The 14,947-nt window shown below is 66.6% G+C and carries 12 protein-coding genes; 4 read left to right on the top strand and 8 right to left on the bottom strand.

Going from position 1 to position 14,947, the window contains the following annotated elements; all coding sequences use genetic code 11:
* The first annotated feature begins 70 nt into the window (after window positions 1-70).
* A complete protein-coding gene (locus tag ACOQOP_RS03845) occupies window positions 71-955 on the top strand; it encodes an aminotransferase class IV (RefSeq protein ID WP_420565000.1) in 885 nt (294 codons plus the stop codon).
* 316 nt (window positions 956-1,271) lie between these two features.
* Here ACOQOP_RS03845 and ACOQOP_RS03840 read toward each other — a convergent pair whose 3' ends face one another.
* The 6 genes from ACOQOP_RS03840 to ACOQOP_RS03815 all read right to left on the bottom strand — a co-directional run bounded on the left by ACOQOP_RS03840 (window position 1,272) and on the right by ACOQOP_RS03815 (window position 7,897).
* A complete protein-coding gene (locus ACOQOP_RS03840) occupies window positions 1,272-2,150 on the bottom strand; it encodes an N-formylglutamate amidohydrolase (protein ID WP_420564999.1) in 879 nt (292 codons plus the stop codon).
* Window positions 2,147-3,187 carry an ABC transporter ATP-binding protein gene (locus ACOQOP_RS03835; protein WP_420564998.1) on the bottom strand — a complete coding sequence of 347 codons (1,041 nt, stop codon included), beginning with the start codon at window positions 3,185-3,187 and terminating at the stop codon, window positions 2,147-2,149. The genes ACOQOP_RS03840 and ACOQOP_RS03835 overlap by 4 nt, the downstream gene beginning before the upstream one ends.
* Window positions 3,184-4,200: an ABC transporter ATP-binding protein gene (locus tag ACOQOP_RS03830; RefSeq protein ID WP_420564997.1), complete on the bottom strand. Its 1,017-nt coding sequence runs from the start codon at window positions 4,198-4,200 to the stop codon at window positions 3,184-3,186. The genes ACOQOP_RS03835 and ACOQOP_RS03830 overlap by 4 nt, the downstream gene beginning before the upstream one ends.
* Window positions 4,201-4,212: 12 nt before the next feature.
* The gene (locus ACOQOP_RS03825) at window positions 4,213-5,172 is read right to left on the bottom strand and encodes an ABC transporter permease (protein ID WP_420564996.1); all 960 of its coding nucleotides are present in this window, start codon (window positions 5,170-5,172) and stop codon (window positions 4,213-4,215) included.
* On the bottom strand, window positions 5,169-6,149 hold the full coding sequence (locus ACOQOP_RS03820) for an ABC transporter permease (RefSeq protein WP_420564995.1): 981 nt from the start codon (window positions 6,147-6,149) through the stop codon (window positions 5,169-5,171). Before ACOQOP_RS03820 ends, ACOQOP_RS03825 begins: the two co-directional genes overlap by 4 nt.
* A 134-nt stretch (window positions 6,150-6,283) precedes the next feature.
* Window positions 6,284-7,897 carry an ABC transporter substrate-binding protein gene (locus ACOQOP_RS03815; RefSeq protein ID WP_420564994.1) on the bottom strand — a complete coding sequence of 538 codons (1,614 nt, stop codon included), beginning with the start codon at window positions 7,895-7,897 and terminating at the stop codon, window positions 6,284-6,286.
* 321 nt (window positions 7,898-8,218) lie between these two features.
* Here ACOQOP_RS03815 and ACOQOP_RS03810 point away from each other — a divergent pair, with 321 nt between their 5' ends.
* The 3 genes from ACOQOP_RS03810 to ACOQOP_RS03800 all read left to right on the top strand — a co-directional run bounded on the left by ACOQOP_RS03810 (window position 8,219) and on the right by ACOQOP_RS03800 (window position 11,903).
* Entirely contained in the window at window positions 8,219-9,205 is a 987-nt protein-coding gene (locus ACOQOP_RS03810) for a succinylglutamate desuccinylase (RefSeq protein ID WP_420564993.1), read from the top strand.
* A complete protein-coding gene (locus ACOQOP_RS03805) occupies window positions 9,198-10,340 on the top strand; it encodes an AbrB family transcriptional regulator (RefSeq protein WP_420564992.1) in 1,143 nt (380 codons plus the stop codon). The genes ACOQOP_RS03810 and ACOQOP_RS03805 overlap by 8 nt, the downstream gene beginning before the upstream one ends.
* 96 nt (window positions 10,341-10,436) lie before the next feature.
* Window positions 10,437-11,903 (top strand): ATP-binding protein, encoded by a 1,467-nt coding sequence (locus ACOQOP_RS03800; RefSeq protein ID WP_420564991.1) that lies wholly within the window; start codon window positions 10,437-10,439, stop codon window positions 11,901-11,903.
* Between the two features lie 33 nt (window positions 11,904-11,936).
* Here ACOQOP_RS03800 and ACOQOP_RS03795 read toward each other — a convergent pair whose 3' ends face one another.
* Both ACOQOP_RS03795 and ACOQOP_RS03790 read right to left on the bottom strand, forming a co-directional pair.
* Complete coding sequence (locus ACOQOP_RS03795) at window positions 11,937-13,976, bottom strand: methyl-accepting chemotaxis protein (protein WP_420564990.1); 2,040 nt, start codon at window positions 13,974-13,976, stop codon at window positions 11,937-11,939.
* 182 nt (window positions 13,977-14,158) lie between these two features.
* On the bottom strand, window positions 14,159-14,860 hold the full coding sequence (locus ACOQOP_RS03790) for a phosphatase PAP2 family protein (protein ID WP_420564989.1): 702 nt from the start codon (window positions 14,858-14,860) through the stop codon (window positions 14,159-14,161).
* Window positions 14,861-14,947: the final 87 nt, after the last annotated feature.

Genomic DNA, 14,947 nt, shown 5'->3' with positions numbered 1-14,947 from the left:
CCGGGAAGACGGGGATGGGATAAGGTACCGAGCGCACACCAACCCATCGACGCGCCCCGAGGAACCCGCCATGCAGATCCCCGATACCGACACCATCGTCTATGTGAACGGCCGCCTCGTCCGGAAATCGGAGGCGGTGATCTCGATCTACGACAGCGGGTTCTGCCACGGCGACGGGGCCTATGAGGGCATCCGGCTGTATGACGGCAAGGTGTTCCGCCTGGAGGCGCATATCCGCCGGCTGTTCGAGGCGCTGACCATGCTCGAAATCGATCCGGGCGTCGATCAGGCGGGGATGGCGAAGATCGTGCGCGAGACCTTCGCCGCCAACGAACTCACCACCGATCTTCACATGCGCCTGCAGGTCACCCGCGGGCGCAAGCGGATGACCGGCATGAACCCGATGCTGAACCTCGGCCCGGCCTCCATCGTCGCCTTCGTCGACCACAAGCCGCCGATCTTCGACAAGGCGGGAATCACGCTGATCACCTCCACCCTGCGCCGGGCCTCGCCGAACGTGATCGACGCCAAGATCCACCACACCAACCAGCTCAACCAGATCCTCGCCAATATCGAGGCCAACCGGCAGGGCGCCGACGAGGCGATCATGCTGGACGACCGCGGCTTCGTGGCCGAGACCAACTCCACCACCATGTTCTGCGTGAAGGACGGCGTGCTGATGACGCCGCACCCCACCTACATCGTGGTCGGCATCACCCGCGGCATCCTCCTGGACATGGCGCGGACGGAGGGCTGGGGCGCGAAGGAGGCAGACCTGTCGGTCTACGACTTCGTGACCGCGGACGAGGTGTTCATTTGCGGCACGGTGGGCGAGCTGGTGCCGGTGAAGGCGATCGACGGCAAGCCGCTGAAGGGGCCGATCCCGGGACCGATGACCACGGCGCTGATGGAGAAGTATCGCGCGCTGACTCGGGCGGAGGGGACGGTGGTTTAGGGAGCCTACCTCTCCCCCTCACCGCACTCCTCGGATTTATTCCGGGGCAAGGCATCGGCGTGACGGGGGAAGCGGAGTTCACTCTCGAGCCTTCCAGCGGCTCTCAATCTGGATCCCGGCTCAAGGCCGGGAAGACGAGAAGAGAAACGGCGGCTCACCTCCCCGTCTTCCCGGCCTCGAGCCGGGATCCAGAGCAGAGCTCACGGGAGCCTTGGAGGCTCTTATTCAGCGGTCCGTCACGCCGATGCCTTGCCCCGGAATAATCCCGGATCAGGTCCGGGACGGGGAGTAGCTGCTTTTTCTTGAGGAGAGCCCCCTACCCCACCCGCGCCCGCACGAAGGCGGCCATGCCGTCGAGAAACCCGTCGAGATCCGCCTTCAACGCCGCGAACCCGTCCGTCTTCTCGAAGCTCTCGGTGTCCATGTAGAGCGCCCGGTTCAGCTCGATCTGCAGGGAGTGCCGACCCGCCGCCGGATCCGAATGCCGGGCGACCAGCTCGGCACCCTTGTAGGGATGGTTGATCGACACCCGATACCCGCGATCCCGCAGCAGTTCCGCCGCCGTCTGGATGAAATCGGCGTCGCAGGTCGCCCCTTCCCGGTCGCTGAGCACCATGTCGGGCCGTGCCGACCCAGCATCCACGTTCATCGCGTTGCCGACCGGCTTCATCGAATGGCAGTCGATGTGGAACACCTGCCCGAAGCGCCCGTGGGCAGCCTCCATCGCGGCGGCGACCGCGGCGTGGTAGGGCCGGTGATAGGTCTCCAGTCGGTGTATCACCTCCGCCACCGAGAGCTTCCGGTCGTAGATCGGCCGGCCCTTCAGGATGTAGCGGCGGACCACGCCCATCCCGTAGTCGGTCTTCTCGCCCGGATTGACCGGCAGCGGCCAGTCGCCCTCGATCAGCGCCAGGTCGAGATCGTCCTCGGCCCGGTTCGGGTCGATATAGGCGCGCGGGAACTGGGCGGCGATCAGCGTGGCGCCGACCGCGGGCGCATGGCCGAACAGCTCATCCACGAACCGGTCGACCGAGGTCATCAGTTCGGCCTCGGTGACCACATGGTCGAAATCGGCCGGCCAGTCGGTGCTGTTATGCGGGCTGTCCACCACCAGCGGGATCGCCTCGACCACCGGGTCCCGGCGCCACAGCACGCCGGGGATCAGGTCGTCGGGATCCGACTGATGAGACGTCATGCCTGATCGTTCAGGTGGCACGCGGACCAGCGGCCCGGCGCGATCTCCTTCAGCAGCGGCTGTTCCGCCTTGCAGCGCGCATGGGCATGCGGGCAGCGCGGGTGGAAGTGGCAGCCCGGCGGCGGGTTCAGCGGCGACGGGATCTCGCCCTTCACCGGCACGAACTTGCGCTTGCGGGTGTCGAGCCGCGGCACCTCGGCCAGCAGGGCCTGGGTGTAGGGGTGGTTGGCGTCGGCAAAGATGTCCTCGGTCTTCGCCGTTTCCACCACCCGGCCGAGATACATGATCACGACCCGGTCCGACAGGTGCTCCACCACGCCGAGATCATGGCTGATGAACAGGTAGGTGAGGTGGAACTCCTCGCGCAGGCGCATGAACAGGTTCAGCACCTGGGCCTGGATCGACACGTCCAGCGCGGCCACGGACTCGTCGCAGACCAGGAAGTCCGGGTTCACGGCGAGCGCGCGGGCGATACCGATGCGCTGGCGCTGGCCGCCGGAGAACTGGTGCGGATAGCGCCGGGCGTAGGTCGGGTCGAGTCCGACGCGTACGAGCATTTCGGCGACGTATTCCTCCGCCCCCTTGGCATCGACCAGGCCGTGCACCTTCGGCGCCTCGCCGACGATGTCCTGCACCCGCATGCGCGGGTTCAGCGAGCTCATCGGGTCCTGGAAGATCATCTGGACCTTCAGTGCGGTATCCCGCGCCTCGGCGGAGGTCTGGGTCGACAGCTCGCGGCCGCGGAACAGCACCTCGCCCGTGGTCGCCGGATGCACCCCGGCCACCACCCGGCCGAGGGTGGACTTCCCGCAGCCGGATTCGCCCACCAGGCCCACGACCTCGCCATCGGCGATGGTCATCGACACGTCGTCGACCGCATGGACGATCTCGTCCTTCAGCCCGGCGCCAAAGATGTTGGCGATCTTGGCGGCGGCATCCAGCGACTTCACGAAGCGCTTGGAGACGTGACGCAGTTCGACGATGGGCTTTTCGGCCGTCGGGGCGGCGGTCGTGTCGTGTTCGGTTGCGGCGCTCATGCGGTCACCTCAGGCGTCGGAACGGCGGCGGTCTCGCCCGCCGCGACCGGGTAATGGCAGCGCACGTCGCGCGCCGGAACCGGATGGGTGATCTCCGGCTCGATGTCGCAGTCCGGACCGACCCGGGGGCAGCCCGTCTTGAACGGGCAGCCCTTGGGCAGCTTCAGCAGCGACGGCGTCATGCCCGGGATCTGGGCCAGCGGCTGGCCGCGCTTGTTGCGGCTCGGCACCGAGCTGATCAGGCCGTGGGTATAGGGATGGGCCGGGTTGTCCAGCACGTCGTCCACCGTGCCATGCTCGACCACGCGACCGGCATACATGACGCAGATCTCGTCGGCCAGACCGGCCACGACGGAGAGGTCGTGGGTGATCCAGATCATCGCCGTGCCGGTCTCCTCGCAGAGCTTCTGCACCTCGTAGAGGATCTGGCCTTGGATGGTCACGTCGAGCGCGGTGGTCGGCTCGTCGGCGACGATCAGGTCCGGCTTGTTCAGCAGCGCGATGGCGATGGCGACGCGCTGGCGCATGCCGCCGGAGAACTGGTGCGGGTACGAGCGCAACCGCTCCTCCGCCGCCGGGATGCCGACCTGCTCCAGGGCAGCGCGCGACCGCTCCCAGGCCTCGTCGCGGCTGACCTTCTCATGCGCCTGGATCGCCTCGATCATCTGCGTGTCGACGCGCAGGACCGGGTTCAGGGTCATCATCGGGTCCTGGAAGATCATCGCGATGTTGTTGCCGCGCAGACGGCGCATGCGCTCGTCCGGGGCGTTCGCGATGTTCTCGCCCTTGTACAGGATCTCGCCGCCCACGATGCGGCCCGGTTCGTCCACCAGCCCCATGATGGAGAAGCCGGTCACGGTCTTTCCGGACCCGGACTCGCCCACCAGGCCCAGGACCTGCCCAGGCCGCACGGTGAAGGAGACGTCGTTGACCGCCTTCACCTCGCCAGCGCGGGTGAAGAAATGGGTCTGCAGGTTCCGGACCTCGAGTGTCGGAACGTCGGAATTGGCCACCGGTGTCCCCTCTTACTTCTGCAGTCGCGGATTGAGCACGTCGCGCAGCCGGTCACCGACCAGATTGATGCTGACGATCATGAACAGCAGGGCCAGCCCCGGAAACACGGTGATCCAGTACTTGCCGCTCATCACGTAGTCGAACCCGTTGGAGATCAGCTTGCCCAGCGACGGTTCGGTCTGCGGCAGGCCGAGACCGAGGAACGACAGGGTCGCCTCCAGGGAGATCGCGTGCGCGGTCTGCATGGTGCCGACGACGATGATCGGCGCGATGCAGTTCGGCAGCAGGTGGCGGAACACCACCCGCGAATTGCTGAGCGCCAGGCAGTTCGCCGCCTCGACGTATTCCTTGCGCCGTTCGACCAGCGCCGAACCGCGGATGGTGCGGGCGTAGTAGGCCCACTGCACCACCACCAGGGCCGCGATGATCTTGAACACCGCGAAATAGCCGGGCTCGTTCGGGCCGCCCTTGACCACGGCGAGCAGGATCAGCGCCACCAGGATCGCCGGGAAGGAGAGCTGCATGTCGACGATGCGCATGATGATCATGTCGGTCCGCCCGCCGAAATAGGCGGCGATCATGCCGAGCGTGCAGCCGATGATCAGGGCGATGATGCCGGAGCCGACGCCGACGCCCAGGCTGATCCGCAGCCCGTAGATCATGGCGCTGACCAGATCGCGGCCGGCCCCGTCGGTGCCGAGCCAGGCGACGGTGCCGTTGGCCATGGTCTCGCCGGGTGCGAGCAGATTGTCCATGAAGCTGACCGCCGCCAGGTCGTACGGATCAGTCGGCGCCAGCCAGGGCCCGAGCACCGCGATGACGATGACCAGGAACACCCCGATCGCGCCGATCACGGCGACCGGGCTCTCCATATAGTCGGACAGAATCCGCTTGAACGGGCTTTCGACGGCCGCGTCCTTGGACTTCGCGACGGTCTCTTCGACCGCGGTTTCTTCTTGGATCGCAGTCATGCCTTGATGTCCTGCAAGCGGACCCGCGGATCGAGCAGAGAGTAACAGATGTCGACCAGCAGGTTCAGGAAGACGAACAGCAGCACGATGATCATCAGGTAGGCGACGATCACCGGCCGGTCGAGAAGGCCGATCGAGTCGATCAGCAGCTTGCCGATACCGGGCCACGCGAAGATGGTCTCGGTCACCACCGAGAAGGCGACCAGACCGCCGAACTCAAGGCCGAGCACAGTGACGACCGGGATGAGGATGTTCTTGAGCACGTGGACGAAGATCACCCGGCGGTCGGTCAATCCCTTGGCCCGGGCGAACTTGACGTAGTCCTGATGCACCACCTCGCGGGTGCCGGCGCGGGCCAGACGGGTGACCGCCGACAGCTTGAACAGCGCCAGGTTGATCGCCGGCAGCAGCACGTGGCTCCAGCCGTCCAGGGTCAGCAGCGAGGTCGGGAAGCCGAGCACGTAATAGATCTCGTCGCCGCGCCCGGTCGAGGGCAGCCAGCCGAGCTGCACCGAGAACAGCAGGATCATCATGATGCCGACCCAGAAGGTCGGCAGGCTGAAGCCGAGAATCGACCCGGTCATGATGGCCTTGGAATAGGCCGCCTCGGGCCGCAGGCCAGCGATGACTCCGAGCGGAATCCCCAGGACGACGGAGATCAGCAGGGCCGCGACTGCCAGCTCCATGGTCGCCGGCAGCCGGTCCATGATGAGCTGCAGGGCGGGCTCGTTGAACACGAAGCTCTCGCCGAGATTGCCCTGGGCCGCCTTCTGCAGGAAGCGCAGATACTGGATGTGGAACGGCTTATCGAGGCCGAGGCTCTCGATGACCGCCTCGCGCTCCGCCTGGTCGGCGTCATCCGCCACCAGGATCTCGGTCGGGTCCCCCACCAGGAAGACGCCCGAGAACACCAGAAATGACATAACCAGGACGACCAGGGCCGCCTGCATCAATCGTCTGATGATGAAGACCGTCATCACCGACCTCTCATAATACCTGTCCCGCGACGGGTCTCACATGGACCCCCGCGGGAGGCAAGCCGAAACGGGATTCTTTTTTATTGGGGCACGGCCGACCGCGGCCGGCCGCGCCCCTCGTTAGGATCGGTCGATCAGTTGACCTTCACCAGGTCGTAGGCCAGCGTCCGCTCGTCCGTACGGGCCCGGTACTCGAGGCCCTTGCGGGTACCCCAGGTGTTCACCTGGTAGTGCAACGGAATGATGCCCTGGTTCTGACCGATGGCGATGTCGGTCGCCTCCGCCAGCAGCTTGCCACGCTTCTCGTCGTCCACCGTGGCCAGCGCCTGACCGATCAGGGCATCGACCTTCGGGTCGGAGTGACGGCCGCGGTTGGAGGCACCCCAGCCCTTGGACGGGTCGTGGGTGGCCAGCAACGACTTCAGCGGCGAGGAGGCCTCGCCGGTGCCGGAGCCCCAACCGACAAGCACGAAGCTGAACTCCGGCTCGCCGTCCGCACCCTTGGAGGCGCGCGAGAAGAAGACGTTCTTCGGCATGGTCACGACCTTGGTCGGGATACCGGCCGCCGACAGCAACTGGCCGATCGCTTCGCAGATCTTGGCGTCGTTGATGTAGCGGTCGTTCGGACCATGGATCGTCAGGCCGAAGCCGTCCGGATAGCCGGCTTCCGCCAGCAGCTTCTTGGCCGCGGCGACGTCATACTTCTCCGGCTTCAGGTTCGGCGAGCGGCCGAAGAACGTGTCCGGCAGAAGCTGGCCGGCCGGCAGGGCAACGCCCTCCATCACCCGCTCGACGATAGCCGGGCGGTTGATCATCATGGAGATCGCCTTGCGCACCCGCGGGTCGAGCAGCGGGTTCTTGTCCAGCGGGTTGCCGTCCTTGTCGGTGACGAAGGGCGACTTCTCGCGGAACTGGTCCAGGTGCAGGTAGATCACGCGGTTCGACACGCCGTCGCTTAGCGACACGTCCTTGTTCTTCTCAAGGGTGGCGATGTCGGAGGTCGGGACGTTGTCGATCATGTCCACGTCGCCGGCCAGCAGGGCGGCAACGCGCGCCGGCTCGGACGGGATGAACCGGAAGGTGACCTTGTCCCAGGTCTGCTCGAACGGGCCGACGTAACCGTCATACTTCTCCATGACGATGCGGTCGCCCTTCTTCCACTCCACGAACTTGTAGGGACCGGAGCCGATGGCGGCGGTGCCATCGTTGAAGTCGCTCGCCTCAACACCCTTGTTCACGTCCGGCTGGCCCGTGCCCTTGGCTTCCGACGACATGATCATGACCGTGGTCAGATCGTTCGGCATCAGCGGATAGGGCTCTTCCGTCGTGATGTGCAGGGTCAGATCGTCCACCTTCTTCAGGGTCTTGCCCTTGGTGTAGATCCGGAACGACGAGTTGCCGCCGGTATAGCCGTCGGCACGCTCGAAGGAATAGATCACGTCGTCGACGGTCAGATCGGAACCGTCATGGAACTTCAGGCCCGGACGGAGCTTGAATTCCCAGGTCGTGTCGTCCAGCGCCTTGTAGGATTCGGCGATGCTCGGAATGATCTGCTGGTTCGGATCGAAATCCACCAGACGGGCGAACACATGGCCGATAATGGCGTTGTTCGGGCCCAGGTTATGGAAATACGGGTCCATGGACGACGGTTCCGAACGGACGCCGATCGTAATGTCCTCGGCCATAGCCGGGCCGGCCAAGGCCGCCATCGCGACCGCCGTAACCCCCAGCCGACGAATAAAACTCATCCCTGCCTCCATCATTGCATTGGGATTGTTTGGCATGCGCAGTCGTGTCGTTGCACGCGCGAAGGCGTGAGCATGGCGGAAACGGCCGAGGCATACAACACCACTGGCCGGCAAAAATGCCGCGGCCCCCGGCAAAAAGCCGCCCCACCGGCCGGTTGTCCTATGGTGTTCCCCACGCCCTTGGCATAGCCTGAAAATGGCGTCGTTCCGGCATCGCGCCCTCTCGCCCCCGCCCTTTCGCCCCATCGACCACAACCGCCATACAGTGATGTCCCCTGCCCCAACCGAGCGGTCCCCCGGTACAGTCCACGGGGTGACGGCGTGACTGTGTCCGGCTCCTCCGCTGCAGGGGCGTCTCCCTCCGGGTCGTGGCCGGTCGAGCTTGCGGCCCCCGATATCGCGCGCTGGCGGGGCGGCAACACGGGCATCCCGTTCTTCACCACCCTCGACTCCGGACGCCCCGGTCCGCACGCGATGGTGACCGCGGTCACCCATGGCAACGAACTGTGCGGCGCCATCGTGCTCGACCGCTTCCTCGCCGACGGCCAGACACCCCGCGCCGGCCGGCTGACCCTGGGCTTCGGCAACGTCGCCGCCTACCGCTCGTTCGATCCGTCCTATCCGACCCTGTCGCGCTTCGTCGACGAGGACATGAACCGGGTCTGGGACCGCGCCACCCTGGACGGGCCGCGCTCGTCGGTGGAACTGGCCCGCGCCCGCGCGATCCGGCCGCTGCTCGACACGGTCGACCTGCTGCTCGACATCCATTCCATGGCCAACCCGGTGGAGCCGCTGATGCTGGCCGGGGCCTGCGACAAGGGCGTTGCCCTGGCCCGCCGGGTCGGCACGCCGGCCTCGATCGTGGTCGATGCCGGCCACGCCGCCGGCGCCCGGATGCGCGACTACGGCTTCTTCGCCGAGCCGGGCGACCCGCGCGCCGCCCTGCTGCTGGAGGCGGGACAGCACTGGGCCGCGAACACCCTGCCGGTGGCGCAGGAGGCGTTCGACCGGTTCCTGGTGGCCGCCGGCATCCTGGCGCCGGAGGACATTCCCGCCGCCCACCGCGCCCCGCCGCCGGCCCAACGCATCATCCAGGTCACCGAGACCGTCACGGTGAAAGGGACGAGCTTCTCCTTCCTGGAGGAGTATCTCGGCATGGAAGAGATCGCGCAGGCCGGCACCGTACTCGGCTATGACGACGGCACGCCGGTGGTCACCCCCTATGACAACTGCATCCTGATCATGCCGTCGCGCCGCCTGTCGGCCGGCCAGACGGCGGTGCGCCTGGGGCGGGTGGTCGATGGCTGAGGACGACAGAAAGACCGGCGGCGCGGCTCCCGACGACGACCTGATCCCCGAGGAGACCCCGGGAAAGCCCGGCGGCGACAAGATGACCACCGGCAAGCCGCGCGGGTCGATGGCCCTGGCGCTGGCGATCGGCGCCGGCGGCGGCCTGCTCTTCGCCTGGGCCCAGTTGCCGCTGCCCTGGATGATGGGGGCCATGGTCGCCACCACCATCGCCTCGGTGGCCGGCGCCAACATCCGCATCGACTTCCGGCTGCGCACGGCGATGATCGCCATCCTCGGCGTCATGCTGGGCAGCGCCTTCCGGCCCGAGCTGATCGACCGCGCCGGCGAATGGGCGGTCTCGATCGCCGGCCTGCTGGTCTATGCGGTCACCGCCGGCGCCCTCGTCACCTGGTATTTCCGCAAGGTCGGCGGCTACGACGCGGTCACCTCCTATTTCGCCTCCTCGCCCGGCGGGCTGAACGAGATGGTGCTCGTCGGACGGGCCATGGGCGGCGACGACCGGGTGATCGCGCTGACCCATTCCGCCCGCATCCTGCTGGTGGTGATGACGATCCCCTTCGTGTTCCGGATCTTCGCCGACTACACCCCGTCGGGAACGTTGCTGCCACCGGGGGGCGGGCTCGACATGGCCTGGCAGGACTGGGCGCTGCTCGCCGGCTGCGCGGTGGTCGGGGCGGTTATCGGCAAGCTGCTGCGCATACCCGCCGCCTATCTGGTCGGGCCGATGGCCGTATCCGGCGTCATCCACCTGGCCGGCGTCACCGAGGCCAGCCCGCCGAGCCTGCTGGTCGCCTGCGCCCAGGTGGTGATGGGCACCGGCATCGGCTGCCGCTTCGCCGGGACGCCGGTGCGCGAGATCGCCCGGATCGTGAAGATCTCCATCGGCTCCACCGCGATCCTGATGGTGTTCGGCGTCCTCTTCGGCCTCGCGCTGGAGCAGATCACCGACGTGCCCTGGTTCGTGCTGGTTCTGGCCTATGCTCCGGGCGGGCTCGCGGAGATGAGCCTGATCGCCCTCGCGCTCGGCCGCGACGTCGCCTTCGTCGCGACCCACCACATCTTCCGCATCGGTTTCATCGTGATCCTGGCGCCGGCGGCGTTCCGTCTGATGCGGCGCGGCGGACAGAGTTAGCGGCGGAACCGCTGTACGGGCAGGCCTTCCGGTTCTATGACGGGGCCCGTTCGGCTATCCTGGCGACCAGACACCGGAAACTCCTGGGACTTATCGGTGACCTTATTTCAGTTGGACGCGGTTCAGGCCTCTCTCTTTCTGGTCATCGCGCTTTCGCTCGTCTGGATCTCGCGTCCGCATTCGCCCAGCTTCCGCACCGCGCTGCGCTGGAAGGCGGCCGGATTCGCCGCCTTCGCCGCCTCCGAGATGGGCAGCTTCGCCATCCCCGACCTGCCCGGCCTGGTCGAGATGCTGCTGACCCTGGCCGGCATCGCCCTGTTCGCCACCGGCCTGCTGCAGTTCACCCGGAACCTGACCCGCAGCATCACCACCTCCGAGATGCTGCGCTCGGCGCTCGACACCTCGTCGGACGGTGTGTGGCTCTATGACCGCAACGAGCGCGTCGTGTTCACCAACACCCGCTACCACGAGCTCAATCCCGAGGTGCCCTCCAAGGAGGAGATCACCAACTACACGATGGAGCAGCTGCTCCGGCTCAACCAGAAGGACAAGGACCCGAAGGCGGAGGTGGATCCCGAGGCCCGGATCCAGGAACTGCTGGCCGAACGCCGCAGCGGCCGGGAGATCGTCAAGGAGGTGATCCGTCCCAACGGCACCGCCTACCTGATCCGCGCCAAGCCGACACGGGACGGCGGGCTGCTGGTCCTGCAGACCGACATCACCGCGTTGAAGACCGCCGAGCGCAACCTGCTCCAGGCCAAGGAGGAGGTCGACGCCGCCAACCGGGACCTGGAGCGGAATGTCCGCGACCGCACCCGCGCCCTGCGCGAGGCCCTGCTCCAGGCCGAGATGGCGAACCGCTCGAAGACCGACTTCCTCGCCAATGTGAGCCACGAGCTGCGCACGCCCCTGAACTCGATCATCGGGTTCTCGCAGATCATCAGCAACGGCACCTACGGCCCGATCGGCGACGACCGGTATCTGGAATGCGCCCGCTACGTCCACGATTCCGGCGTGCACCTGCTGGAGCTGATCAACGAGATCCTGGACGTCGCCCGGATCGAGGCGGGCCAGCTCACCATCGCCCCGCAATATGTCGGAATTGCCGACGTCCTGCGGGAATGCGCCGCGATGCTGAGCCCGCGCGCCAAGGCCAATGACATCGCGCTCAGCTTCAGCACGGCGCCGGACACCCCGCCCGCCTATGCCGACAGCCTGCGCATCAAGCAGATCGTCCTGAACCTCACCGAGAACGCCATCAAGTTCACGCCGACGGGCGGCTCGGTCAGCGTGGAAGCCGAGGGGACCGAGGATGGCGGGGTGCGGGTGCGGATCAGCGACACGGGGATCGGCATGACCGGCCCGCAGATCACGAAGGCGCTGGAGCGCTTCGGCCAGGTCCGCACCGACCACATGATCACCCGCGAGGGCGTCGGCCTGGGCCTCGCGATCTGCAAGTCCCTGATGGAACTGCACGGCGGCACCCTCGACATCGACAGCGTGCCCGAGGAGGGCACGACGGTCTCCATCGTCTTCCCGCCGCGCAAGGGGGGCCAGAGCTGAGGAACCCTCGGCCCTGCCAATGTTGACGATGGGCTAGATGTCCTTGAATTTCTTCAGGAACGCGTCGATCGCCTCGGTCACCTTGCGCTCGGCCTCGTCGACGCTGCGCATCTGCTGCATCACGTCCCTCGCCGCCACGGCCGCGTCGGACGATGCGGCTTCGACACCGGCGATGTTCTGATCCACGACGGTGACGCGCCGGGCGGTGTCGGCCATGCTGCCGGTGATCTCCGAGGTCACGGCGCCCTGCTCCTCGGCCGCGGTCGACATGGCCGTCGCCTGTTCGCGGACCAGCGCGATCGCCTCGGTGATCTCGCGGATGGCGGCGACATTGTCCCGCACCGCCTTGGTCACGCTGTCGACCTCCGTGCCGATTTCCTCGGTGGAACTGGTCGTCTGGGCCGCGAGCTTGCGGACCTCTTCGGCGACGACAGCGAAGCCGCGCCCGGCGTCACCGGCCCGGGCCGCCTCGATGGAGGCGTTCAGGGCAAGCAGGTTGGTTTTGTTGGCGATGTCCTTGATCAGCTTGACCACGCCGGTGATCCGTTGTGCCGCGGTCTCCAACTGCTGCAGCGACGTCGTCGCCACGTCGGCCCTGCCGGAGGCGTCGTCGGTGAGGCTGGAGGTCTTGGTGACGCCCTTGACGATCTCCTGGATCGACGACGCCATCTGGTCGATCGCGGCGGCGACCGCGGCGACGTTCTCCGAGGCGGCGACCGAGTTCTCCTTGACCACGGAGCCCTGCCGGCTTGTCGACTCAGCCGTCGCGACCATCGATTCCGCCGCGCGCGTGGACTGGCGCGAGGCCCGGTGCAGGCCGCTCATCGCGCTGACGACGATCTCCCGGAAGTCTCGGCCCAGCGCCTGTACCGGACGCAGCAGGATGACGCCGAGCCCATAGCCGGAGGCCAGGATCAGCAGGAAGACCACGCCGAAGCCGATCAACGCGGCGCGGATAGAGGCATTGGCCTCGGCCATCGCCTCCTCCTCCGCCACGGAGAGGATGATCTTCCAGTCGAGCCCGGGCAGGCTCACCTGCTCGAACCCGGCAATGACCGGCACGCCTTTGTGGTCCAGGGCCGCGATCTGTCCGTCGGCACTCCCGAGGGCGCGGGTCACCACGTCGCTGGACAGGGAAGAGCCGATGGCGAGGCTGCCGGCATTCTGCGGGACCGACCGGAGCTGCCCGTTCGCCCCGATCAGGAAGGTCTCCGCCGTCTCGAAGCCCGCGATCTCCTTGTTGACAATGGCGTTGATGCGGTCGACCGGCATCTGGAAGGCGATGATGCCGATCAGTTCCCCCTCTTCCTTCAGCGGCGCCAGCAGGAAGGAAGCGTCCTGATTGTAGGAGGGCTCGTAGGGTTCGAAGTCGACGAAGACGAGGCCGTCCGACTGGTCGCTGATGATCTGCTGGACCGCGCGCCCGAAGGCCGAGCCACTGTAGGGCCCGTCGATGAAGGACGTGCCGTAGTCGAGTTCCTTGAAGACCGAATAGACGATCCGTCCCTGGGTCGGTTCGAACAGGAAGATGTCGTAGAACGCGAACTCTTCCAGATACGCCTTGAAGTACGGGTGATAGAGCGCGTGCAGGCTCGAATAGCGGCTGGGATCCCCCGCCCGCATGAGCAGGTGCTTCTCGCCGATCCGCTGCGGATTGTCCGAAATGTAGAGGTGCTGGAGCTTCTCGGCGAGCGGGTCGATCGTTATCCACCGGGCCAGGTCGGCCGGCGTCGCCCCGGTCGTGTTTTCCTGCTGGTAGAGATAGCGCTCCTCGAGGCTCTCCGTGTTCACGGTGACCTCGTCGGAGGCCGCCAGTTCGTCGACCGCGGCGGTGAACTGCCGCGTCGCCTCGGTGACGACCGGATTGATGGCAAGCGTGTGCGCGATGCTACTGAGGGTTCCGAAGTATGTCTCGACCATCTCGCCTTTCAGGTCGATGACCGAGGCGATCTCCGCGCGGGCCGCATCTTCGGCCATGGTGTACATGCGCGAGATATCGAGCACGGAACTGACGGTCATGGGCAGGATCCCCGCCGCCAGCAGTGCACCCATGATCTTGTATTTGAATTTCATCGCCGGTGAATCGCGTCCTGGTGTCTTGCCGAGGCGGATCCGCCGGGCAGGGTCGGGAACGCTATTCATACAATAATTCTGCGGTGTTGCCTCGCGAATCCACGCCATGGCGGATACGAAAGATCCGGCGTCCGGCCTGAGACGATCGGCAGGTGACGGTCTTACGCCTCCTGGCTCTCGCCTCAGGCTTCGGGGTGCGCGACGGGCCGACGGCGCACGATCACCTGGAAGCCAAGCCAGCTCAGCGCCGCCCAGGACGCGCCGATCATCCACCCTGCCGCCACGTCGGTCGGGTAATGCACCCCCAGATAGACCCGGCTGCTCCCGACGATCACGGTCAGCAGCACCGCATAGGTATAGGCGAAGACCTTCAGCCGCCGGTTCTCGGTCGCCGCCGCCAGACAGGCGCCCAGCGTCAGAAAGGTCACGGCGGACATGGTGGCGTGTCCCGACGGAAAGCTCGAGGTGAAGACGGTCACGATGCCTGTCAGGTCGGGCCGCGGCCGGTCGATGATCATCTTCAACCCGGAGCTGAGTGCGGTCCCGCCGGCGATCGCCAGCACCAGATAGATGGCGGTGTCCCGGCGGCGCAGGATCAGCAGGATCGACGCCACCACGAAGACCAGGAGGAAAAGCAGGGTGAAGCTTCCGAGCGCGGTGACGTCCCGGGCCGCCTCAAGCAGCCAGTGCGGCCCGATCGCCATGGTCGGATCGCCGTCGACGCGAAACAGCATGACGAAGGATCGGTCGAAGACCTGGGTATCCCCTTCGAGCACCTCCTCGGCCAGGACGCCGAACCCGTAGACCAGAAGCGCCGCCACAAGCAGCATCCAATGTCGCTGCGCCACGGACAGGGCGCGCTGGAACAGGGTTTGGAGGGTCATGAGGGTCTCCGGACCGGCATCGGCGCCCAGTTGGACGGGCTGAAGCCTTCCTAGCACGTCAGCGGCTTCATGCCTGCCTCCCCCTCC

The sequence above is a fragment of the Thalassobaculum sp. genome, assembly GCF_965223715.1.
In the GTDB taxonomy this organism is placed as follows: domain Bacteria; phylum Pseudomonadota; class Alphaproteobacteria; order Thalassobaculales; family Thalassobaculaceae; genus Thalassobaculum.
Note: the sequence above shows the minus strand (reverse complement) of the source record. Positions and strands in the feature narration are given on the sequence as shown.

Bases quoted from the DNA above. Each gene is read 5' to 3' on its own strand.
- ACOQOP_RS03845 (WP_420565000.1), top strand. From the start codon at position 71: ATGCAGATCCCCGATACCGACACCATCGTCTATGTGAACGGCCGCCTC.
- ACOQOP_RS03840 (WP_420564999.1), bottom strand. From the start codon at position 2,150: ATGACGTCTCATCAGTCGGATCCCGACGACCTGATCCCCGGCGTGCTG.
- ACOQOP_RS03835 (WP_420564998.1), bottom strand. From the start codon at position 3,187: ATGAGCGCCGCAACCGAACACGACACGACCGCCGCCCCGACGGCCGAA.
- ACOQOP_RS03825 (WP_420564996.1), bottom strand. From the start codon at position 5,172: ATGACTGCGATCCAAGAAGAAACCGCGGTCGAAGAGACCGTCGCGAAG.
- ACOQOP_RS03820 (WP_420564995.1), bottom strand. From the start codon at position 6,149: ATGACGGTCTTCATCATCAGACGATTGATGCAGGCGGCCCTGGTCGTC.
- ACOQOP_RS03815 (WP_420564994.1), bottom strand. From the start codon at position 7,897: ATGAGTTTTATTCGTCGGCTGGGGGTTACGGCGGTCGCGATGGCGGCC.
- ACOQOP_RS03805 (WP_420564992.1), top strand. From the start codon at position 9,198: ATGGCTGAGGACGACAGAAAGACCGGCGGCGCGGCTCCCGACGACGAC.
- ACOQOP_RS03795 (WP_420564990.1), bottom strand. From the start codon at position 13,976: ATGAAATTCAAATACAAGATCATGGGTGCACTGCTGGCGGCGGGGATC.
- ACOQOP_RS03790 (WP_420564989.1), bottom strand. From the start codon at position 14,860: ATGACCCTCCAAACCCTGTTCCAGCGCGCCCTGTCCGTGGCGCAGCGA.